Below are 18,793 nucleotides of genomic sequence, written 5' to 3' on the forward strand. Positions count from 1 at the left end.
CCACTTGATCGGCCACGCACTGCGGGCGCCAGCCCTTGATTTCACAGTGTTTTCAATGCTTCGGCGATGCGGCGTGCAATCGCGCGGGCAGGTGGCACTGAATATGCGAACAAGGCACCCCGGGGTGGGTGATGTTTTTTCCCACAGGCAAGGCGCGCTGGCCCCGTCGGCTGCGCTTCCAACCGCCCCTCTCACCTTTATGGAGTGCGTTATGAAGAAGACCTTACTGGCCACCGCGATCGCCATGGGATTGGGGGTCTCAGGCGTTGCACTGGCTGATATCGGGAATTCGGCGTCAGGCCCGGGGACTCAGACCCAGACCAACACGTCCACCATCACCAACACCACGACTACAACAAGCACGGACAGCAGTACCCATACAAAAACCAAAGCGACTGACAACTCCAATCAGCACAACAACCAAAGCCAAGGCAACGACCGCGACAACAGCGGCGCTTCCACTGCCTCCGGCTACGGCACCGCGGCTGCCAACAATGGCAGCACTTCAACTGCAACCTTCAGCAATGCCTTCAACTCCAGCAAGGCGATTGCCATCTCCAAGCTGGAAGGTACGGTAACCAACCTCAGCGTATCGGGCATCGGCAACATCGCCACCAACAATGGCGGTAGTGCCAATGGTGGCGGTGGTGGTCACGGTGGCAATGGCTATGGTGGCGTTGGCGTGGGCGGCAACGGCGGCAACGGCGGTGCAGGTGGCGCCGGCGGCAGCGGCGGCTCGGGCGGCAGCTCGGGCAGCGTCACGCACGGCAGCGCGACCAACGGCAGCGCAACGGCCGGCAATGGTGGCGATGGCGGTAATGCCCATGGCAATGCCGGCGCAGGCGGTGCGGGTGGTGCTTCTGGCACGCTGTCTGCCAGCCTTGGCGCAGGCCTGGGTGGCTTGGCAGGCAGTGCCAGTGCGGCCGGAGGCGGCAGCGGTGGCAGTGGCGGTGGTGCCGGCAGCAGCGGTGGAGATGCCAACCATCATCATGGCGGCGGCTCGGCTACAGGCGGCGCGGGTGCTGCAGTCGGTGGCAACGGCGCGGCAGGTGGTACAGGAACCGCTGGCACATCGACGGCCACCGGTGGTGCAGGCACAGGCACCAGCACAGCAACCGGCACCAGCACGGGCGGCGCAGGCGCAGCAGGTGGCGCAGCTACCAACCTTGCCGGCAACGGCGGTGCGGGTGGTGCCGCAACCAACGGCAGCGCAACCAATGGCTCAGCCTCGTCCACGGCCGGCAACGGTGCTGCGGGCGCAACGGGCGCGGTGGGTGCAGCAGGCGGCGCTGGCGGCACTGGCAACGGTGGCGTTGGCAATGGCGCAGTCGGCGGTGCGGGTGGCGCTGGCGGTACGGTGGCGGTGGATGCGGGCACGTTCAACATGTCCAATGCCATGACCAGCGTCGGCCAGTCGGCTGCCGGGGTGATGATCGCAAACCAAAACAGCGGCTTTGCATCGCTCATCCAACAAAGCGTCAATGTGCAGGCCAACCTGAGTGTCGGCCACTGAACCGGCACCAGGCTTGAGCGGGGAAGTACCACCGCTACCTCGGTAGCGGCGGCTGACAGGGCCGGACCGGGCAACCAGGTCCGGCCCCCGTCGGAACCGCAGTTGGGGCATCTGGGAGAGATTCGATGCGATCCGACAGAACAACAGCAGGATGGGCGGCATGGTTCCTGACATGTGGCCTTGTGGCGGTGCCTGCAGCAACGGCAACGCTGGCGATGGCGGCGGAGGATGTGCCGGTCGCGAATGATCTTCAGACAGCCAACGTGGAAGCGGTGCGTCCCCCGGTCGCCGCGCCCGCGTCGGTGCCTGCGCTTGTGCCAGGCCTGGGTCATGCGATCGATGCAGACAAGCTCGAACGCTATCGCGGTGGGACACAGGACCTGTACCAGACCGTCAACGACGCGCGCCTTTCGGGCACGGTGAGCAACGACACCGCCGTCAACGTGGCGACGGGTTCGAACATCGTGGGCGGTGGCTCGTTCACCAACGCTGCCGGCATCCCCACGGTCATCCAGAACAGCGGAGCGAACGTGCTGATCCAGAACTCCACCATCGTCAACGTGCAGTTCAGGCCTTGATGCGATGACGGCGATGCGAGGTGGGGCGATGCGACGAATGTGGAGCGCGGCGCTGATCCTGGGCGCGTGCGGGCTGGCGGCTGTGTCGACCGCTGTGCCGACATTCGCCGGTTCGATCGACATGCTTGGTACGGGCGGCGCGACCTACAACGTGCCGGTCACGAGCATGAAGGAGGCGCGTTTCCTGCGCACGATCCATCAGCGCTTCGACTTCAGTTGCGGTTCAGCTGCCGTGGCGACGCTGCTGACTTACCAGTACGGTTATCCGGTGAGTGAGCAGACGGTGTTCCAAGCCATGTATGTCAATGGCGATCAGGAGAAGATCCGGCGAGAAGGCTTTTCGCTGCTCGACATCAAACGCTATCTGGAGTCGCAAGGCTTTCAGGCCGATGGTTTCGAGCAGCCGCTGGATGCATTGAACGGCGCCCACTTGCCGGCCATCGTGCTGCTGAGCGAGAACGGCTATCACCACTTCGTGGTGGTCAAGGGCGTGCAGGAAGGGCGTGTGCTGGTGGGCGATCCAGCCATGGGCACGCGCGCGATCCCACGCGCGAGTTTCGAGCGCATGTGGGACAACCATTTGCTGTTCGTCATCCATAACCGTGAAGAGCGTGCAACGTTCAACGCGGGATCGGATTGGCACGTTGCACCGCGCGCGCCGCTGGACGAAGGGGTGGACCGCACCGGCCTGGGGAACATCGTGATCCCCAAGCACGGTCCGTCCGACTTCTGACAGCGGTATGCAGCGCAGGAGGGCACCATGAGATGGTTTGGCGGGGTGCTGTGGGCGGCGGGCACGCTTGTGCTGGCCGGGTCCGGTCATGCGCTGGCGGCAGGCATGGACGGTGACACTGAAACCGTGGATGGCCCGCGTATGAACAACCCGGTCCATGCATGGAAAGCCGTATCGGAAGACCGGCTCGATGACATGCGCGGCGGGTTTGATGTGCCCTCGGCCGCGGGGTTGCGCATCGCATTCGGCATTGATCGCGCGGTCTACGTCAATGGGGATCTGGTCGCGAGCGTGTCAGTCAACATTCCCGACATCGCGCGCATAACGACCACGCAGGCGCAGCAGCTTGCCAACGTGGTCAACACCGTCAACGTCGTGCAGAACGGGCCGAACAACAACGTTGCGCCGCCCGACGTTGCAGCGGGTGCGGCAGCGGCTGCCACGGTCATCCAGAACAGCCTGAACAACCAGACCCTGCAGGCGATCACGACCATCAATGCGGCGGTCAACAGCCTGCCGCAGTTCCGTCAGCTCAGCCTCAACGGCGCGCTGCAGAGTGCGCTGGCCAACGTGGTGACGGGCTTGCACTGAAGCCGAAGCCGCGTCAGCACGTCAGCGCATCAGAACTGGATCGGCAAGCGCAGCGTGACCGTCAGGTCGGGCGTGTCGCGCGTGAGGCCGGCACCCACCGACAGGTTCAACGTCATCTTGGGCGAGATGCGGTACGAGTAGCCCACCAGCAGCGTGCCCAGGATGGTGCGCACCGAGCCCGGTACGCGCTGGCCGTTCTGCTGGGTCGGCCCGATGATGCTCTGGTCGTACCCGATCGAGAACGAGGCCTTTTCGTTCAACGCCAGCCCCATGCCGAAGTTCAGGCCGATGATGTCGCCGGCCTTGACGTTGCCCAGGAACTGCTGCGAGCCGTCCACCAGGTTCAGGCTGACACCTTTGCGCTCGAAGTTGTGCAGGTAGCTGATGCTGCCGAAGAACACTGCCGGGTCGGTCGGATACAGCCAGGTCAGGCCCGGCTGCAGCGCGTAGAAGCCCGAGCCGGTGGGTTGCTGTAGCGGCAGGCCGGTGCCCGTGGTGTTGCTCACGCAGCGTGTCACGCAATCGGTGGTGACTTCAAACGGGTCTTTGCCGGTGCGTGTCTTGAAACGCAGCCAACCGATGGTGAACGGCTTGTCGACGCCGCCTGCGCTGATCTGGTAGCGCGCGGTCATCTCCACGTCGCCAATGCCGTGGCCCCGCGAGCTGAAAGCGTTGTCGGTTGCCGTGCCCGTGAAGATCTCGCGGCTGACGGTGTCGTTCGTGCTGTACACGTAGGGCATGCGCAGTTCCAGCTCCCAGCGCTTGGCCAGGCCGTAGCGCACGGCCAGCGTGCTGGTGAGCGTGGTGGTCTTCACCTGCCGCACGTCAATCAGCCCGATCAGCAGCGCGGGGATGATGGTGTAGCCCACCAGCGCCACACGGTCCGACGACGAATACGCCATCTGCAGCGAGGGCTCGACCACGAACTTGCCCGGCGGCGTAAGCGCGCTGGGCTCGTCAAAGATCTGCGCGATGCGCGGTGGCTGGTCGGAAGGTTCCGGCGGCTTGCCAACCGGCGTGTTGCCGGGCTGGCCGTTGTTCTGCGCCATCTGGGCAGCGGCCTCGCCGGAGGAAGCATCTCCTCCCGCGCCGGGCGCACCGGCACCGCGCACGGTGTCGAGTTCGCTCATGCCGAGCGCGCGCCGCATGTGCCGCAGGTGGGTTTCCTGCTGCTGGATCGAGCGTTTCAATTCCTGCAGGCGCGCCTGCGTATCGGCAAGCTCGCGCTGCAGCGCTTCCAGGCTGGGTGGTTTTTCGTCCACCAGCTCGTTTGTCTGTGCAAGGACCGGCCTGCCGCATAACAGCAGGCACGCGCACGTAACCGCCCGTAGCGGCCCCCATGGTGCGTTCTTCATGGCAATGTCCCCCGTCGAGAGCGCCCTCTCCACGAAAAGTGGAGTGGCCCTTCACGATTCCCCCGGGTGGCTTACTGCGGTATCACTATAGGCGAGCGGGCGTGAAACGATAGGGCCATCGTGTACCCAAAATGGAGGAGGCGCGCGTGTTCGTTTGGTGGATCGCTCAAGCAAGAAAAAAGGCGCCCGAAGGCGCCTGGCGTGTCTTGCCAAGGGTCAGTACTTACTGACGCGCATTCCGGAGGTTATCCGGCCACGGCGTGTTGTAGTTCGTGCGGAACGGGTTGATGTCCAGCCCGCCGCGCCGCGTGTAGCGTGCATACACCGCCAGCTTGACCGGGCGGCACTGGCGTTGGATGTCGGTAAAGATGCGCTCGACGCACTGCTCGTGAAACTCGTTGTGTTCGCGGAACGAGATCAGGTACTTGAGCAGCGCTTCCTGGTTGATAGGCGCACCCACGTAGCGGATCTGCACGCTGCCCCAATCCGGCTGGCCGGTCACCAGGCAGTTGGACTTGAGCAGATGCGAGACCAGCGTCTCTTCCACCGGGCTTTCCTCTTCGTCCGCATGCAGCAGTTCCGGCGTGGGCTGGTAGACATCGGTCTCGATGTCCAGGCGATCGAGCAGCAAGCCGTCAAGCTCGTGCATCTTCTGCCGCGCAAACTCTTCCTGCGGCACGATGCGCACCTGCACCGGTGCGCCGCACGCTTCCGACAGATCGTGGTGGATCAACTGCTGCAGCGCTTCGTACGAGGCCACCTTGGTCTGGTTGAACGAATTCAGATACAGCTTGAACGACTTCGATTCGACAATGTTGGGCGAATCCGCCGGCACGATCACGGTGCCGATGGCCACCTGCGGCTTGCCCCGCAGGTTCAGCCACGACAGTTCATACAGGTTCCACAGGTCCACGCCAAAAAACGGCAGCGCGCTGCCGGCGGGCAGGCCGATCTCGTCGCGCTTGCCCTGGCGCGGAATCGGAAACAGCAGGCTCGGGTCGTACTCCGTCTTGTAGGCGGAGGTTTTGCCCAGCGGCGAATGTTCGGGTTGGTTGCTCATGACAAATGCTCTGCGCAGGCCGATCAGAGGAACAGGCTGTACACCGGGTTCTCGCTCTCGTCCCAATAGGTATAGCCCAGCGTGGTGAGGAACGCCTTGAACTCGCGCTTCTCGTTCTTCGGCACCTGGATGCCGACGAGGATGTTGCTCGAATCCGCGCCCTGATTACGGTAGTGGAACAGGCTGATGTTCCAGTTCGGGCTCATGCTCGAGAGGAACTTCATCAGCGCGCCCGGCCGCTCCGGAAACTCGAAGCGGTAGAGGTGTTCGTTCTCGGCCAGCGGTGAGCGCCCACCCACCATGTAGCGGATGTGCTGCTTGGCGAGTTCGTCGTTCGACAGGTCCAGCGTCGGGAAACCGTGCTTGCGGAAGTTGTCGGCAATTTTGTCGCCTTCTGCGCGCGACGCGATCTGCACGCCCACGAAGATGTGCGCGGCGTCCTTGCTGGCAATGCGGTAGTTGAACTCAGTCACGTTGCGCGACCAGCCGACCAGCTCGCAGAAGCGCTTGAAGCTGCCGCGCTCTTCCGGAATCGTTACGGCAAACACGGCTTCGCGTGCCTCGCCCACCTCGGCGCGTTCGGCCACGAAGCGCAGACGGTCGAAGTTCATGTTGGCGCCGCTGGCCACGGCCACCAGCGCTTCGTTCTTCAGCTTGTGAGTCTCGGCATATTGCTTGAGGCCAGCCAGCGCCAGTGCGCCCGAGGGCTCCAGCAGGCTGCGCGTGTCCTGGAACACGTCCTTGAGCGCCGCGCAGATCGCATCCGTATCCACGGTGATGATCTCGTCGACCAACTCGCGCGTGATGCGGAACGTTTCCTTGCCCACCAGCTTGACGGCGGTGCCGTCGGCGAACAGACCCACGTCCTTCAGCTCGACGCGCTTGCCGGCTGCCACCGAACGCGCCATCGCGTCGGAGTCCACGCTCTGCACGCCGATCACCTTGATGTCAGGCCGCACGGCCTTCACGTAGGACGCGATGCCCGAGATCAGCCCGCCACCGCCGATCGAGCAGAAAATGGCGTGGATCGGTGCGGGGTGCTGGCGCAGGATTTCCATGGCGATGGTGCCCTGGCCGGCAATGACTTCCGGATCGTCGAACGGGTGCACGAAGGTGTAGCCGTGCTTCTCCTGCAGCTTGGCGGCGTGGGTGTACGCGTCGGAATAGCTCTCGCCGTGCAGCACCACTTCGACCCACTCGCCACCGCGCGAGCGCACGCCGTCAATCTTCAACTGCGGCGTGGTCACCGGCATGCAGATGATGGCCTTGCATTCCATGCGGGCTGCGCTGAACGCCACGCCCTGCGCGTGGTTGCCGGCCGATGCCGTAATCACCCCGCGCTTGCGCTCGGCCGGCGTGAGCGAGGCCATCTTGTTGTAGGCGCCGCGCAGCTTGAACGAGAACACCGGCTGGTCGTCTTCGCGCTTGAGGTAGACGCGATTGCCGGTGCGCGCCGACAGGTTGGGCGCGAACTTCAGCTCGGTTTCCAGCGCGACGTCATAGACCTTCGCGGTCAGGATCTTCTTGAGGTAATCGATGGCCATGGTGCGGACCGGGTTGGACGTGGGGAGAGCCCGTAAGCCTAACACGTGCCTTCTTGCCTGCATGTCTGGGCAAAGCAGCCGCACGCTTGCTGCCGATGGTGCAGCGCCCCCGCTGGATGGGGTGTCGAGTTTGATGCGAATTACGTCTGAACTTAGAAAATAACAGCATGGGTTTTTGATTTGCGGCGGGTAATTGGCCGGAGCGCCGATTAATATGATTTTGCCGATGCAGTCTTCCGGTTAATCGACGTCAGATGGCTGCAAATAAGTGCACATAATCGTTTCGATGTTAAGTGACGGGATAATGACTCAGGGGGATTCAAAGCAATCAAGCGATCCACAGCAGCAACTGTAGACGGGGCGGGGTATCGCCAGCGGCGCCCAGGAGACACCACGGCGCCGGGTGATTTTGCGAGGCAAAGCCCTCGGCTGCGCGGGAACCGCAGCGCCTCCCTCGTTATTGCAGTGCAGGACACACCATGACCGGCCGCGCGGCGCGCTGTTTTTCCGCATAGGCAGGCGAGCACAGAAAATCTTCGATTCAGAGTCCAGGGATTTGCGTTGATTTTGATCGACGCGGGGATGCTTTTGCCTTCTGAATCGAATTGCAGCGGTGTTGTTCACGAGCCGGCGTGAAATTCCGGCACCAACCAACCCTCCCTTTCAGGAGAGCAGCCATGTCTCGAATTACCGATGTGCTGGTCAGCATTGATACGGAAGCCATTCTCAAGCAGTACGGCAAGAACAACAGCCAGGGCAATCCGCCCAACATCGACGCCCGGTACGTCTACATGACGGTCACGCAAGGCCAGGCCATCAGCGGCCAGGCGGGTGGCGAACTGAACGTTGCGGCGGCGGTGGGTGACGTGATCCGCTGGCGCGAGACGTCGCTGTCGCTGAGCTTCGAGCAAAGCTGCATTTTCTATAAGTTCATCGGCAACCAGGGCGGCGACCTGATCTCGCCACCGGCACTGCGCGAAGCTGAAGTGGTGGTGCCCGTGCCGAATCCGGGAGATCCGAGCAAGTACAAGACGCAGAAGGTGTCGAACTTCTACTGGACCTGCGACACGCTCAAGGTGGGCCACGTGACGTATCACTTCCAGTTCATGATCGTGGATCGTAGCGGCGCACTGTGCGGCTGCTATCAGTGGGACCCGTTCATCACCATCCGCAACGCCTAAGCACGGACTGTGCGCCGCATCGCGTGTCGAGTCCTGCGGCGCCGTTCCGTTCATGCGAGACGCAGTCTGCCAGTGCGGTAGCTGCGCTCGCGCCTTTGTGCCAGGAGCGACGATGTCTGCCTCGGAACCGTCTTCCCACCATGGCGCATCTGCCCCCGTGGTCGATGTGCTGCTCGTGTTCGACACGTCTATGCTGCTCGCCCGCCATCCCGACGCGAGCCTGCGTGCAGAGGCGCCAACGCTGACCGACGCTGACGGCTGCTACCTGCTCGCGCCCGCCGTGGATGAACTGACCGCCCGCAATGACGGCCGCCTACGGATCGTCGCGCCCGTGGGGGCGCACGTGCGTCTGCGCTCGTCCACGCTGGCAATGCGCGCAGAACATCTTGCCGTGGTCTCGGGTTTTCATCCGGCGGATGAAGATGTGCTGTCGGATGCCAGATTGGTCATCAAGGACGATGTGGAGCTGACGGTGCCACCTTCCAGCGAGAACGGCGCGTTCGTGCGCCGCCCCGCGATCGACTACTACTGGCAGAGTCGCGTGCGTGCGCATGGCACAGTCGACGCCCAGCTTGATGCCATCCTGACCGACCGTGCCGGCGAGACCATCGGCTGCTTCCGCTGGAGCATCGTCGTCGACGTCACCGCGCCCTGAGCCGGCGAGTGCTGGCCGCCGCGCCTTGTGTGCCGGGCGTTGCAGTCGGTACACTGCCCCGCGATCCATCACGGGGGAGGGCAGGGCATCATGGGCACCAAGGCGTTCTTTTCCCGGTTGCCGCGCACGGGCAGGCGCCGGGGCCGCAAAGTCTGGTCCGGCACCCAGCAGGTCATCGCGTACGGCATGCCGTCGCTGGGCTGGCGCGACATCTATCACCATGCGCTGGAGGTCAACTGGCCGACCTTCTTCGGCATCCTGGCGGGGCTCTTCCTGACCCTCAACGCCGTGTTTGCGGGGTTGTATTCGCTGGGCGATGCGGCCATCGCCAATCAATCGCCGTCGGGCTTTGCAGGAGCATTCTTCTTCAGTGTCGAGACGCTGGCTACCGTCGGCTATGGCGACATGCACCCGCAGACGCTGTACGCGCATGTCATTGCCACGCTGGAGATCTTCATCGGCATGTCGGGCATCGCCATGGCAACGGGGCTGGTGTTTGCGCGGTTCTCGCGTCCGCGCGCCAAGATCATGTTTGCGCACAACGCCGTCGTGCGGCCGCTCAACGGCAAGATGACGCTGATGGTGCGGGCGGCCAACGCGCGGCAGAACGTCATCGCCGAGGCCACCGCCAAGCTGCGTCTGCTGCAGGATGAGCGCTCGCCCGAGGGCTACTCGATCTACCGCATCCGCGATCTGCATCTGGAGCGCAGCGAGCATCCGATCTTCCTGCTCGGCTGGGTCATGATGCACGTGATCGACGAGACGAGCCCGCTGTACAACGCCACCCCCGAGTCGCTCGCCGCCGGCGATGCGCTGCTGATGCTCACCATCTCGGGTTCGGACGAAACCGCCGCGCAAACCTTGCAGGCCCGCAACGCCTGGCGACACGACGAGATCCGCTGGGGCTACCGCTACGTCGACCTGATGCGCGACGACGAGAACGGCGTGACGCATGTGAACTACGACAACTTCCACAAGATCGTGCCGGTGGATGTGCCGGCCGAGGAACCGGCCCAGGCACAATGAGCGGCTTGTCCGAATCACCTCAACGCGCCAACGCACAACCCCTGTGGCCCTGAACCTCGTCTGGCTGGCTTTCTTCCTCGTCGCTTTCGTCACGGCCTGTGTGCAGGTGCTGCAGGGCGACATGGAAGTGTTCTCCCGCATGCTCACCGCCATGTTCGACGCGGCCCGCACCGGCTTCGAGATCGCACTCGGCCTGACCGGCATGATGGCGCTGTGGCTCGGCATCATGCGCGTGGGCGAGCGTGCCGGGGTGGTCGACTTGTTTGCGCGGCTGGTGAACCCGCTGATGCGACACCTGTTTCCGTCCGTGCCCGCCGGTCACCCGGCCAATGGCGCAATGATGATGAACGTGTCGGCCAACGTGCTGGGCCTGGACAACGCCGCCACGCCGCTGGGCCTGCAGGCCATGCGCGAGCTGCAGCAGATCAACCCGCAACCGCAGCGCGCCAGTGACGCGCAACTGATGTTCGTGGTGCTCAATACGGCGGGCGTGACGCTGGTGCCCACGTCCGTCATCGCCATCCGTCAGGCCATGGCGGTCAAGCAGGGGCTGGTCGGTTTCAACGCGGCAGACATCTTCCTGCCGACCCTGCTGTCCACCTTTATCGGCTTTTGCGCGGGCATCGGCGCGGTGGCAGCCTATCAGCGCATCAACCTGTTCAAGCCGGCGCTGCTCGCGTATTTCGGCGGCTTTATCATGGCGATGGGGCTGTTGTTTGCGTGGCTGCACCAGTTTCCGCCGCAGCAGATGGCAGCCTGGATCGGGCTGATCGGCGCGGGCTCCATTCTCACCATCGTGGTGGCGTTCCTGGCGCGCGGGGCGATCCGCCGCATCAACGTCTACGAGACCTTTGTCGACGGGGCCAAGGATGGTTTCCAGGTCGCCATCGGCATCGTGCCGTACCTGGTGGCGGTGCTGGTCGGGATTGCCGTGTTCCGCGCAGCCGGCTGCATGGATGTGCTGATGCAGGGGCTCTCGGCATTGTTCTCGCACCTCGGCATCGACACGCGTTTTGTACCGGCACTGCCCGTGGGGCTGATGAAGACGTTGTCTGGCGCAGGTGCGCGCGGCCTGATGGTCGACGTGATGACCACCTACGGCGTTGACTCCTTCCAGGGCAAGCTGGCCGCCATCATCCAGGGCTCCACCGAAACCACGTTCTACGTGCTGGCCGTGTACTTCGGCAGCGTCGGCATCAAGGACACGCGCTACGCGCTGGCCTGCGGGCTGTGGGCCGACCTGATCGGGCTGATCGGCGCCGTGTTCATCGCCTATCTGTTCTTCGGCTGACCGGGTAGGGCCGCCCCCAAGCGACGTCGCGGCCGCACGCCCACTACAATCGACCGCATGGAACAGTGGATCGACACGCTTTTTGCCACGCTCGCCTTGCCCAAGGTCGGGCTGCCCGCCATCTTTCTCGTCAGTTTCATCTCGGCGACGCTCTTGCCGCTGGGCTCCGAGCCGGCAGTCTTCGCTTACATCAAGCTCAATCCGGAGATGTTCTGGCCGGCCATCATCGTGGCCACCGTCGGCAACACGCTGGGCGGCGTGGTCGACTGGTGGATGGGTTATGCGGCCAAGCTGGCGCTGGTGCGCTACCACCTGGCCCGCCGCCGCCGCCAGCATGATGCCGAGCACGCCCAGCACGTGCCGCACCCCAAGCGCCACCGCGCGCCGCCGCTCGACAAAAAATACTTCCGCTGGATGCGCCGTCTTGGGCCGGTGTCGCTGCTGGTGTCATGGCTGCCCGGCATTGGCGACCCGCTCTGCACGCTGGCCGGCTGGTTGCGCCTGAAGTTCTGGCCGAGCGTGATGTACATGGCCATCGGCAAATTCCTGCGCTATCTGGTCATGACCGGGGCGTTGATGACACTGCCCGATGACTTCTGGCACGGCATCCTGGGCTGGATCAAGAACCTCATGATGTGATGTTTGCGTGGTGTATTCGTCACGTATTTCTGTCGGCATGGTTCGCAAGCCATTGAAAACGCGGCAATTTTTGCGTCCATGCTCCCGGCATGGGATACCGTTGTTGCGGCGCATCAACGTTGAAGCTTGCAGTACAATCGCCCTTTAAAGACCGCGCGGCCAAGACAGTCTTTGCCGTGCTCCCTCCCCAGCGGCACGCCATGAATGCCCCACTTCTGATCGACGCCAAACTCGCGGCGCACGACGCTGCGCCCCGGCTGCGCGAGATTCCCTATAACTACACCTCGTTCTCGGATCGGGAAATCGTCATTCGTCTGCTGGGCGAGTCGGCATGGCAGATCCTGCACGAGCTGCGCGCTGAGCGCCGCACTGGCCGATCGGCACGCATGCTGTACGAAGTGCTGGGCGACATCTGGGTGGTGCGCCGCAACCCGTATCTGCAGGACGATCTGCTCGAGACGCCCAAGCGTCGGCAGATGCTGATCGACGCGCTCAATCACCGACTGGCAGAGATCGAGAAGCGCCGCGTGGCCGACCACGATTCGCACCACGACCCGGAAGGCGATGTACGTGCCAGCAAGGTCGAGCAACTGGTCGTGCACGCCCGCCGTGCGGTGAAGGCGTTCCAGGAAGAATTCGCCCAGGTGTACGACCTGCGCCGCCGCGCCCAGAAGGTGCTCGGCCGCGTCACCGCCAAGGACAACATCAAGTTTGATGGCCTGTCGCGCGTGTCGCACGTGACGGACGCCACCGACTGGCGCGTCGAATACCCGTTCGTGGTGCTGACGCCCGACACGGAAGAAGAGATCGCCGGCATCGTCAAGGGCTGCTTCGAGCTGGGTCTGACCATCATCCCGCGCGGAGGCGGCACCGGCTACACCGGCGGCGCCGTGCCGCTCACGCCGTTCTCGGCGGTCATCAACACCGAAAAGCTGGAGCGCCTGGATGCGGTCGAACAGACCGACCTGCCGGGCGTCGACCACCCGGTGGCGACCATCTATTCGGGCGCTGGCGTGGTTACGCGCCGTGTGGCGGAAGCCGCGGAGAAAGCGGGTCTGGTGTTTGCCGTGGACCCAACCTCGATCGACGCTTCCTGCATCGGTGGCAACGTCGCCATGAACGCAGGCGGCAAGAAGGCCGTGCTGTGGGGCACCGCGCTGGACAACCTCGCCTGGTGGCGCATGGTCGATCCGGACGGCAACTGGCTGGAAGTCCAGCGCCTGAACCACAACCTCGGCAAGATCCACGATGCGCCGCTCGTCACGTTCGAGCTGAAGTGGTTCGACGGCAATGCGCCGGTCGGCAGCAAACTGCTGCGCACCGAGACGCTCACCATCGAAGGCCGCAAGTTCCGCAAGGAAGGCCTCGGCAAGGACGTTACCGACAAGTTCCTGGCTGGCCTGCCCGGCGTGCAGAAGGAAGGCTGCGACGGCATCATCACCAGCGCGCGCTGGATTCTGCACCGCATGCCCAAGTCGATCCGCACCGTGTGCCTGGAGTTCTTCGGCCAGGCGCGGGATGCGATTCCGAGCATTGTCGAAATCAAGGACTACCTCGACGCCGAGACCAAAAAGCCCGGTGGCGCGATCCTCGCGGGCCTGGAGCACCTGGACGAGCGCTACCTGCGCGCGGTCGGCTACGCCACCAAGAGCAAGCGCAACGCGTTTCCGAAGATGGTGCTGATCGGTGACATCGTTGGTGACGAAGATGACGCCGTGGCGCGCGCCACCTCGGAGGTGATCCGCCTGGCCAACGGCAAGAGCGGCGAAGGCTTCGTGGCCGTGAGCCCCGAGGCACGCAAGAAGTTCTGGCTGGACCGCTCGCGCACGGCGGCCATTGCCAAGCACACCAACGCCTTCAAGATCAACGAAGACGTGGTGATCCCGCTCAACCGCATGGGCGAGTACACCGACGGCATCGAGCGCATCAACATCGAGCTGTCGATCAAGAACAAGCTCAAGCTGGCCGACGCGCTGCAAGATTTCTTTGCACGCAACGACCTGCCGCTGGGCCGCACCGACGACGCCAACGAGATCCCCAGCGCCGAGCTGCTGGAAGACCGCGTGCAACAGGCGCAGCAACTGGTACGCAGCACGCGCGCCCGCTGGCAGTACCTGCTGGACCATCTCGACACGCCGGTGAATACGGCACGCGCCAGCCTGATCGGTGTGGGCCTGGGTTACCTCGCGCAGACCATCGACGACCGTCTGGTGAATCAGCCGGACGCCAACCTGTTCCACCTGCTGCAGGACCGCACGATCCGTGTGTCGTGGAAGGCGGAGATCCGCGCCGAGCTGCGCAAGATCTTCAACGGCGGCGAGTTCAAGCTGATCCTCGACGAGGCACAGGCGATTCACAAGAAGGTGCTGCGCGGCCGCGTATTCGTGGCGCTGCACATGCACGCCGGCGACGGCAACGTGCACACCAACCTGCCGGTCAACTCGGACGACTACGACATGCTGCAGGACGCCCACAAGGCGGTGGCCCGCATCATGACGCTGGCGCGTTCGCTCGACGGCGTGATCTCGGGCGAGCACGGCATCGGTATCACCAAGCTGGAATTCCTGACCGACGACGAGATCGCCGACTTTGCCGCGTACAAGCGCCGCGTTGATCCGAACGGCCGCTTCAACAAGGGCAAGCTGCTGCGCGACGTGAACGACCCGCAAGGGCTGGCTGCCGACTTGCGCAACGCCTACACGCCGTCGTTCGGCCTGATGGGGCACGAGTCGATCATCATGCAGCAGAGCGACATCGGCGCCATCTCGGAGTCGATCAAGGACTGCCTGCGCTGCGGCAAGTGCAAGCCGGTGTGCGCCACGCACGTGCCGCGTGCCAACCTGCTGTACAGCCCGCGCAACAAGATTCTCGCCACCTCGCTGCTGATCGAAGCCTTCCTGTACGAAGAGCAGACGCGCCGCGGCGTGTCGGTCAAGCACTGGGAAGAGTTTGCCGATGTGGGCGACCACTGCACGGTCTGCCACAAGTGCGTGACGCCGTGCCCGGTCAAGATCGACTTTGGCGATGTGTCGATGAACATGCGCAACCTGCTGCGCAAGATGGGGCAGAAGAAGTTCAACCCCGGTACCGCCGCGTCGATGCTGTTCCTGAACGCGACCAACCCCGAGACCATCAACCTGACACGCAAGGTGATGATCGACTGGGGCTTCAAGGCGCAGCGCTTGGGTCACGACATCCTGAAGAAGTTCGCCAAGAAGCAGACCGCGCATCCGCCCGCCACGGTGGGTAAGCCGCCGGTGCGCGAGCAGGTGATCCACTTCATCAACAAGAAGATGCCGGGCAACCTGCCCAAGAAGACGGCGCGCGCGCTGCTGGATATCGAGGACAACGAGATCGTCCCGATCATCCGCAACCCGAAGGCGACCACGCCCGACAGCGAGGCGGTGTTCTACTTCCCGGGCTGCGGCTCGGAGCGGCTGTTCTCGCAGGTGGGGCTGGCCACGCAGGCGATGCTGTGGCACGCCGGCGTGCAGACCGTGCTGCCGCCGGGCTACCTGTGCTGCGGTTATCCCCAGCGTGGCTCGGGCCAGTACGACAAGGCCGAGAAGATCGTCACCGACAACCGCGTGCTGTTCCACCGCGTGGCCAACACGCTCAACTACCTCGACATCAAGACGGTGGTGGTGAGCTGCGGCACATGCTACGACCAGCTTGCCGGCTATGAATTCGACAAGATCTTCCCGGGCTGCCGCATCATCGACATCCACGAATTCCTGCTGGAAAAGGGCGTGAAGATCGACGGCGTGCAGGGTACGCGCTACATGTACCACGACCCCTGCCACACCCCGATCAAGACCATGGACCCGACCAAGCTGGTCAACCAGCTCATGGGTGGCAACCTGGGTGCTGACGGCCAGACCCGCGCAATCGAGAAGAACGATCGCTGCTGCGGTGAATCAGGCACGCTGGCGGTCTCGCGCCCGGACATCTCCACGCAGGTCCGCTTCCGCAAGGAAGAGGAGATGAAGAAGGGCGCCGACAAGCTGCGTGCCGATGGCCAGAGCGGCCAGGCATTCGACGGCGACGTGAAGATCCTCACGAGCTGCCCGGCCTGCCTGCAAGGCCTGTCGCGCTACACCGAAGATGTCTCGGTGCAGGCTGACTACATCGTGGTCGAGATGGCGCGTCACGTGCTGGGCGAGAGCTGGCTGCAGGACTACGTCGCTCAGGCCAACGCCGGCGGCATCGAACGGGTGCTGGTGTGACGACGGGCGAGCGGTCACCGGGCTGCGCGCTGTGTGAGACCGACGGTGGTGAGCCTGTCTGGCGCAATGCCCGGGCGCGCGTCGTGCTGGTCGAGCACGCGCGCTTCCCAGGGTTCTGCCGCGTGATCTGGAACGACCATGTGGCAGAGCAGACCGACCTGTCGGACGCTGATCGCCACTGGTTGATGGAAGTGGTCACGCGTGTAGAGCGTGTGCTGCGCGCCGAACTGGCGCCGGACAAGATCAACCTCGCCAGCTTCGGCAACTTCGTGCCGCATCTGCACTGGCACGTCATTCCGCGCTACCGGTGGGACACGCATTTCCCCGAAGCCGTGTGGGGTCCCGCCCAGCGTGAGCCGGATGCCGAGCGCATGGCTGAGGTGACGGCCAAACTGGCGGCGCTATCCTACGCACTGCAATCGGCGCTCGCCGACGTTTGAGTCGTCGGCGCCAACCGCTTGTAACGCATCGGCACGCCCTGCGCGGAACCCCCGTGGCGCGTCGTCCGTCTCATTCTCTTTCTGCTGCGTCAAAGCCATCGCCATGACGACACCGCGCACTGCCGCCACGCCTGATTCCCACAAAGACTCCATTGCCGAGCTGAATGTTCACCACGGCCGGCTGAATCTGTCCGAGACGTGGCAACTCATCAAGCCATTCTGGGTGTCCGAGGTCCGCTACAAGGCCTGGGGGCTCTTGGCGCTGGTCGTGGCGCTCAGCCTGTTCGTGGTCTACATGAACGTGCTGTACACCGACTGGAACCGGCTCTTCTATAACGCGCTGGAACAGAAGGACAAGACCGAGTTCTGGCACCAGCTCGGGCGTTTTTCGTGGATTGCTGCGCTGATCATCATCGCGTCCGTGCTGCGGCAGTACTACACGATGATGCTGCGCATGCGCTGGCGGACATGGATCACCGGCAGTTTCGTCGACAGTTGGCTCGGCAAGCAGGCGTTCTACCGCCTGGAGCAGACGCACACCGCCGACAACCCCGACCAGCGGATTGCCGACGACCTGCGCAATTTCACTGATGCCACGCTTACGCTGGCGCTGGGTTTTCTCAATGCGGCGGTCACGCTGGTGTCGTTCTTCGGGATTCTGTGGGCGGTGTCGGGGCCGCTGGCGTTTGCGCTGGGCGGGCATGACTTCATCATCCCCGGATACATGGTGTGGTTCGCGCTGCTGTACTCGGTGCTGGGCTCGGTCATCATCCACTTCGTCGGGAGGCCGCTGATCGGGCTGTCGTTCCAGCAGGAGCGCTACGAAGCGTATTTCCGTTTCCTGCTCGTGCGCGTGCGCGAGAACAGCGAAAGCATCGCCCTGTACCGTGGCGAGCCTACCGAAAAGGCGATCCTGCGCGGCCGCTTCGAGCGCATCCGTGCCAACTGGGATCAGCTGATGGACTACACGCGGCGCCTGAATTTCGCCAGCTCCGGCTATGGGCAGTTCGCCATCATCTTTCCGTTCCTGGTTTCTGCGCCGCGTTACTTCGGCGGCACGCTCACGCTGGGCGGCATGATGCAGGTGGCAACCGCGTTCGGGCAGGTGCAGGGTGCGATGTCGTGGTTCGTCGACAACTACAGCACGCTGGTGAGCTGGAAGGCCTCCACCAACCGTCTGATCGAATTCCAGCGTGCCATGCGCGCCGCCGAGCGCGAAGAAGAACACCGCGCGGGCATCCAGGACATCGAAGTCGAGACCGCCGCCGTGCCTGCCATCGAGGCACGCGGTCTGGCGCTGAATCTGCCCAACCACACGCCTGAAGACATGTTGGTCGAACCCTTCGATATGACGCTCGTGCGCGGTGAGCGCGTGCTCGTCAACGGTCCGTCGGGTTGCGGCAAGAGCACACTGGTGCGCGCCGTGGCCGGCATCTGGCCGTACGGCAATGGCCAGATCAAGATCCCGGAAGACGCAAGCGTGCTGTTCCTCCCGCAGCGCAGTTACTTGCCGTCCGGCACGCTGGCGGATGCGCTGTCGTACCCCAAGCTCGCAACCGAGTACACCGCCGAGCGCCTTTCGCAGGTGCTGATCGCCTGCCGCCTGCCGGCACTGGTCGATCTGCTCGATGAGGTCAGCAACTGGAGCCTGCGTCTTTCGCCCGGCGAGCAGCAACGCCTGGCCTTTGCGCGCGCCTTGTTGCAGCGCCCCGACTACCTCTTCCTTGATGAGGCCACCAGCGCACTCGATGAAGATACCGAGGCGTTCATGTACAGCTTGATGCTCGAATCGATGCCGGATGTGACCATCGTCAGCGTGGCGCACCGCAGCACCGTGGCACGCTTCCACCATCGCCGCCTGCGCTATATCCCCGAGGGCGATCCGTTGACTGCGGTAAGCTATCGGGTGGTGGAAGAGCCTGCGCACATGGCGTTGGCGGCTTCCTGAAACACAATCACAG

At 63.9% G+C, this 18,793-nt stretch carries 15 protein-coding genes; 12 read left to right on the top strand and 3 right to left on the bottom strand.

Annotation, left to right across the window (positions count from 1 at the left end):
• Window positions 1-211 precede the first annotated feature (211 nt).
• The 4 genes from F7R11_RS04775 (at window position 212) to F7R11_RS04790 (ending at window position 3,415) form a co-directional block, all read left to right on the top strand.
• Window positions 212-1,513, top strand: a complete 1,302-nt coding sequence (locus F7R11_RS04775) for a hypothetical protein (RefSeq protein WP_064801580.1) — start codon at window positions 212-214, stop codon at window positions 1,511-1,513.
• 125 nt (window positions 1,514-1,638) lie between these two features.
• Window positions 1,639-2,091 carry a hypothetical protein gene (locus F7R11_RS04780; RefSeq protein WP_031329844.1) on the top strand — a complete coding sequence of 151 codons (453 nt, stop codon included), beginning with the start codon at window positions 1,639-1,641 and terminating at the stop codon, window positions 2,089-2,091.
• A 28-nt stretch (window positions 2,092-2,119) separates the two neighbouring features.
• Entirely contained in the window at window positions 2,120-2,824 is a 705-nt protein-coding gene (locus tag F7R11_RS04785) for a C39 family peptidase (protein ID WP_031329845.1), read from the top strand.
• Window positions 2,825-2,851: 27 nt separating this feature from the next.
• Entirely contained in the window at window positions 2,852-3,415 is a 564-nt protein-coding gene (locus F7R11_RS04790) for a hypothetical protein (protein WP_064801582.1), read from the top strand.
• 29 nt (window positions 3,416-3,444) lie between these two features.
• Here F7R11_RS04790 and F7R11_RS04795 read toward each other — a convergent pair whose 3' ends face one another.
• From F7R11_RS04795 to ilvA, 3 genes are all read right to left on the bottom strand, one after another.
• The gene (locus F7R11_RS04795; protein WP_064801585.1) at window positions 3,445-4,770 is read right to left on the bottom strand and encodes a hypothetical protein; all 1,326 of its coding nucleotides are present in this window, start codon (window positions 4,768-4,770) and stop codon (window positions 3,445-3,447) included.
• Between the two features lie 223 nt (window positions 4,771-4,993).
• A complete protein-coding gene (queF, locus tag F7R11_RS04800; protein ID WP_064801587.1) occupies window positions 4,994-5,830 on the bottom strand; it encodes an NADPH-dependent 7-cyano-7-deazaguanine reductase QueF in 837 nt (278 codons plus the stop codon).
• Between the two features lie 23 nt (window positions 5,831-5,853).
• The gene (gene ilvA / locus F7R11_RS04805) at window positions 5,854-7,374 is read right to left on the bottom strand and encodes a threonine ammonia-lyase, biosynthetic (RefSeq protein ID WP_064801588.1); all 1,521 of its coding nucleotides are present in this window, start codon (window positions 7,372-7,374) and stop codon (window positions 5,854-5,856) included.
• Between the two features lie 677 nt (window positions 7,375-8,051).
• Between ilvA and F7R11_RS04810 the strand changes: the two genes are divergently transcribed.
• From F7R11_RS04810 to F7R11_RS04845, 8 genes are all read left to right on the top strand, one after another.
• Window positions 8,052-8,555: an inclusion body family protein gene (locus F7R11_RS04810; protein WP_021196470.1), complete on the top strand. Its 504-nt coding sequence runs from the start codon at window positions 8,052-8,054 to the stop codon at window positions 8,553-8,555.
• Window positions 8,556-8,667: 112 nt separating this feature from the next.
• Complete coding sequence (locus tag F7R11_RS04815) at window positions 8,668-9,210, top strand: AidA/PixA family protein (protein WP_064801590.1); 543 nt, start codon at window positions 8,668-8,670, stop codon at window positions 9,208-9,210.
• A gap of 90 nt (window positions 9,211-9,300) precedes the next feature.
• Window positions 9,301-10,236, top strand: a complete 936-nt coding sequence (locus F7R11_RS04820; protein WP_064801592.1) for an ion channel — start codon at window positions 9,301-9,303, stop codon at window positions 10,234-10,236.
• Window positions 10,237-10,279: 43 nt separating this feature from the next.
• The gene (locus F7R11_RS04825) at window positions 10,280-11,527 is read left to right on the top strand and encodes a nucleoside recognition domain-containing protein (protein WP_064801595.1); all 1,248 of its coding nucleotides are present in this window, start codon (window positions 10,280-10,282) and stop codon (window positions 11,525-11,527) included.
• Between the two features lie 57 nt (window positions 11,528-11,584).
• Window positions 11,585-12,166, top strand: a complete 582-nt coding sequence (locus F7R11_RS04830) for a YqaA family protein (protein ID WP_021196474.1) — start codon at window positions 11,585-11,587, stop codon at window positions 12,164-12,166.
• Window positions 12,167-12,366: 200 nt separating this feature from the next.
• The gene (locus F7R11_RS04835; protein WP_064801598.1) at window positions 12,367-16,392 is read left to right on the top strand and encodes a DUF3683 domain-containing protein; all 4,026 of its coding nucleotides are present in this window, start codon (window positions 12,367-12,369) and stop codon (window positions 16,390-16,392) included.
• On the top strand, window positions 16,389-16,832 hold the full coding sequence (locus F7R11_RS04840; protein WP_064801600.1) for an HIT family protein: 444 nt from the start codon (window positions 16,389-16,391) through the stop codon (window positions 16,830-16,832). The genes F7R11_RS04835 and F7R11_RS04840 overlap by 4 nt, the downstream gene beginning before the upstream one ends.
• A 103-nt stretch (window positions 16,833-16,935) precedes the next feature.
• A complete protein-coding gene (locus tag F7R11_RS04845) occupies window positions 16,936-18,780 on the top strand; it encodes an ABC transporter ATP-binding protein/permease (RefSeq protein ID WP_064801603.1) in 1,845 nt (614 codons plus the stop codon).
• Window positions 18,781-18,793: the final 13 nt, after the last annotated feature.

The sequence above is a fragment of the Ralstonia insidiosa genome, assembly GCF_008801405.1.
In the GTDB taxonomy this organism is placed as follows: domain Bacteria; phylum Pseudomonadota; class Gammaproteobacteria; order Burkholderiales; family Burkholderiaceae; genus Ralstonia; species Ralstonia insidiosa.

Bases quoted from the DNA above. Each gene is read 5' to 3' on its own strand.
- F7R11_RS04815 (WP_064801590.1), top strand. From the start codon at position 8,668: ATGTCTGCCTCGGAACCGTCTTCCCACCATGGCGCATCTGCCCCCGTG.
- F7R11_RS04780 (WP_031329844.1), top strand. From the start codon at position 1,639: ATGCGATCCGACAGAACAACAGCAGGATGGGCGGCATGGTTCCTGACA.
- F7R11_RS04810 (WP_021196470.1), top strand. From the start codon at position 8,052: ATGTCTCGAATTACCGATGTGCTGGTCAGCATTGATACGGAAGCCATT.
- F7R11_RS04785 (WP_031329845.1), top strand. From the start codon at position 2,120: ATGCGACGAATGTGGAGCGCGGCGCTGATCCTGGGCGCGTGCGGGCTG.
- queF (WP_064801587.1), bottom strand. From the start codon at position 5,830: ATGAGCAACCAACCCGAACATTCGCCGCTGGGCAAAACCTCCGCCTAC.
- F7R11_RS04845 (WP_064801603.1), top strand. From the start codon at position 16,936: ATGACGACACCGCGCACTGCCGCCACGCCTGATTCCCACAAAGACTCC.
- ilvA (WP_064801588.1), bottom strand. From the start codon at position 7,374: ATGGCCATCGATTACCTCAAGAAGATCCTGACCGCGAAGGTCTATGAC.
- F7R11_RS04795 (WP_064801585.1), bottom strand. From the start codon at position 4,770: ATGAAGAACGCACCATGGGGGCCGCTACGGGCGGTTACGTGCGCGTGC.
- F7R11_RS04820 (WP_064801592.1), top strand. From the start codon at position 9,301: ATGGGCACCAAGGCGTTCTTTTCCCGGTTGCCGCGCACGGGCAGGCGC.
- F7R11_RS04835 (WP_064801598.1), top strand. From the start codon at position 12,367: ATGAATGCCCCACTTCTGATCGACGCCAAACTCGCGGCGCACGACGCT.
- F7R11_RS04790 (WP_064801582.1), top strand. From the start codon at position 2,852: ATGAGATGGTTTGGCGGGGTGCTGTGGGCGGCGGGCACGCTTGTGCTG.
- F7R11_RS04830 (WP_021196474.1), top strand. From the start codon at position 11,585: ATGGAACAGTGGATCGACACGCTTTTTGCCACGCTCGCCTTGCCCAAG.
- F7R11_RS04775 (WP_064801580.1), top strand. From the start codon at position 212: ATGAAGAAGACCTTACTGGCCACCGCGATCGCCATGGGATTGGGGGTC.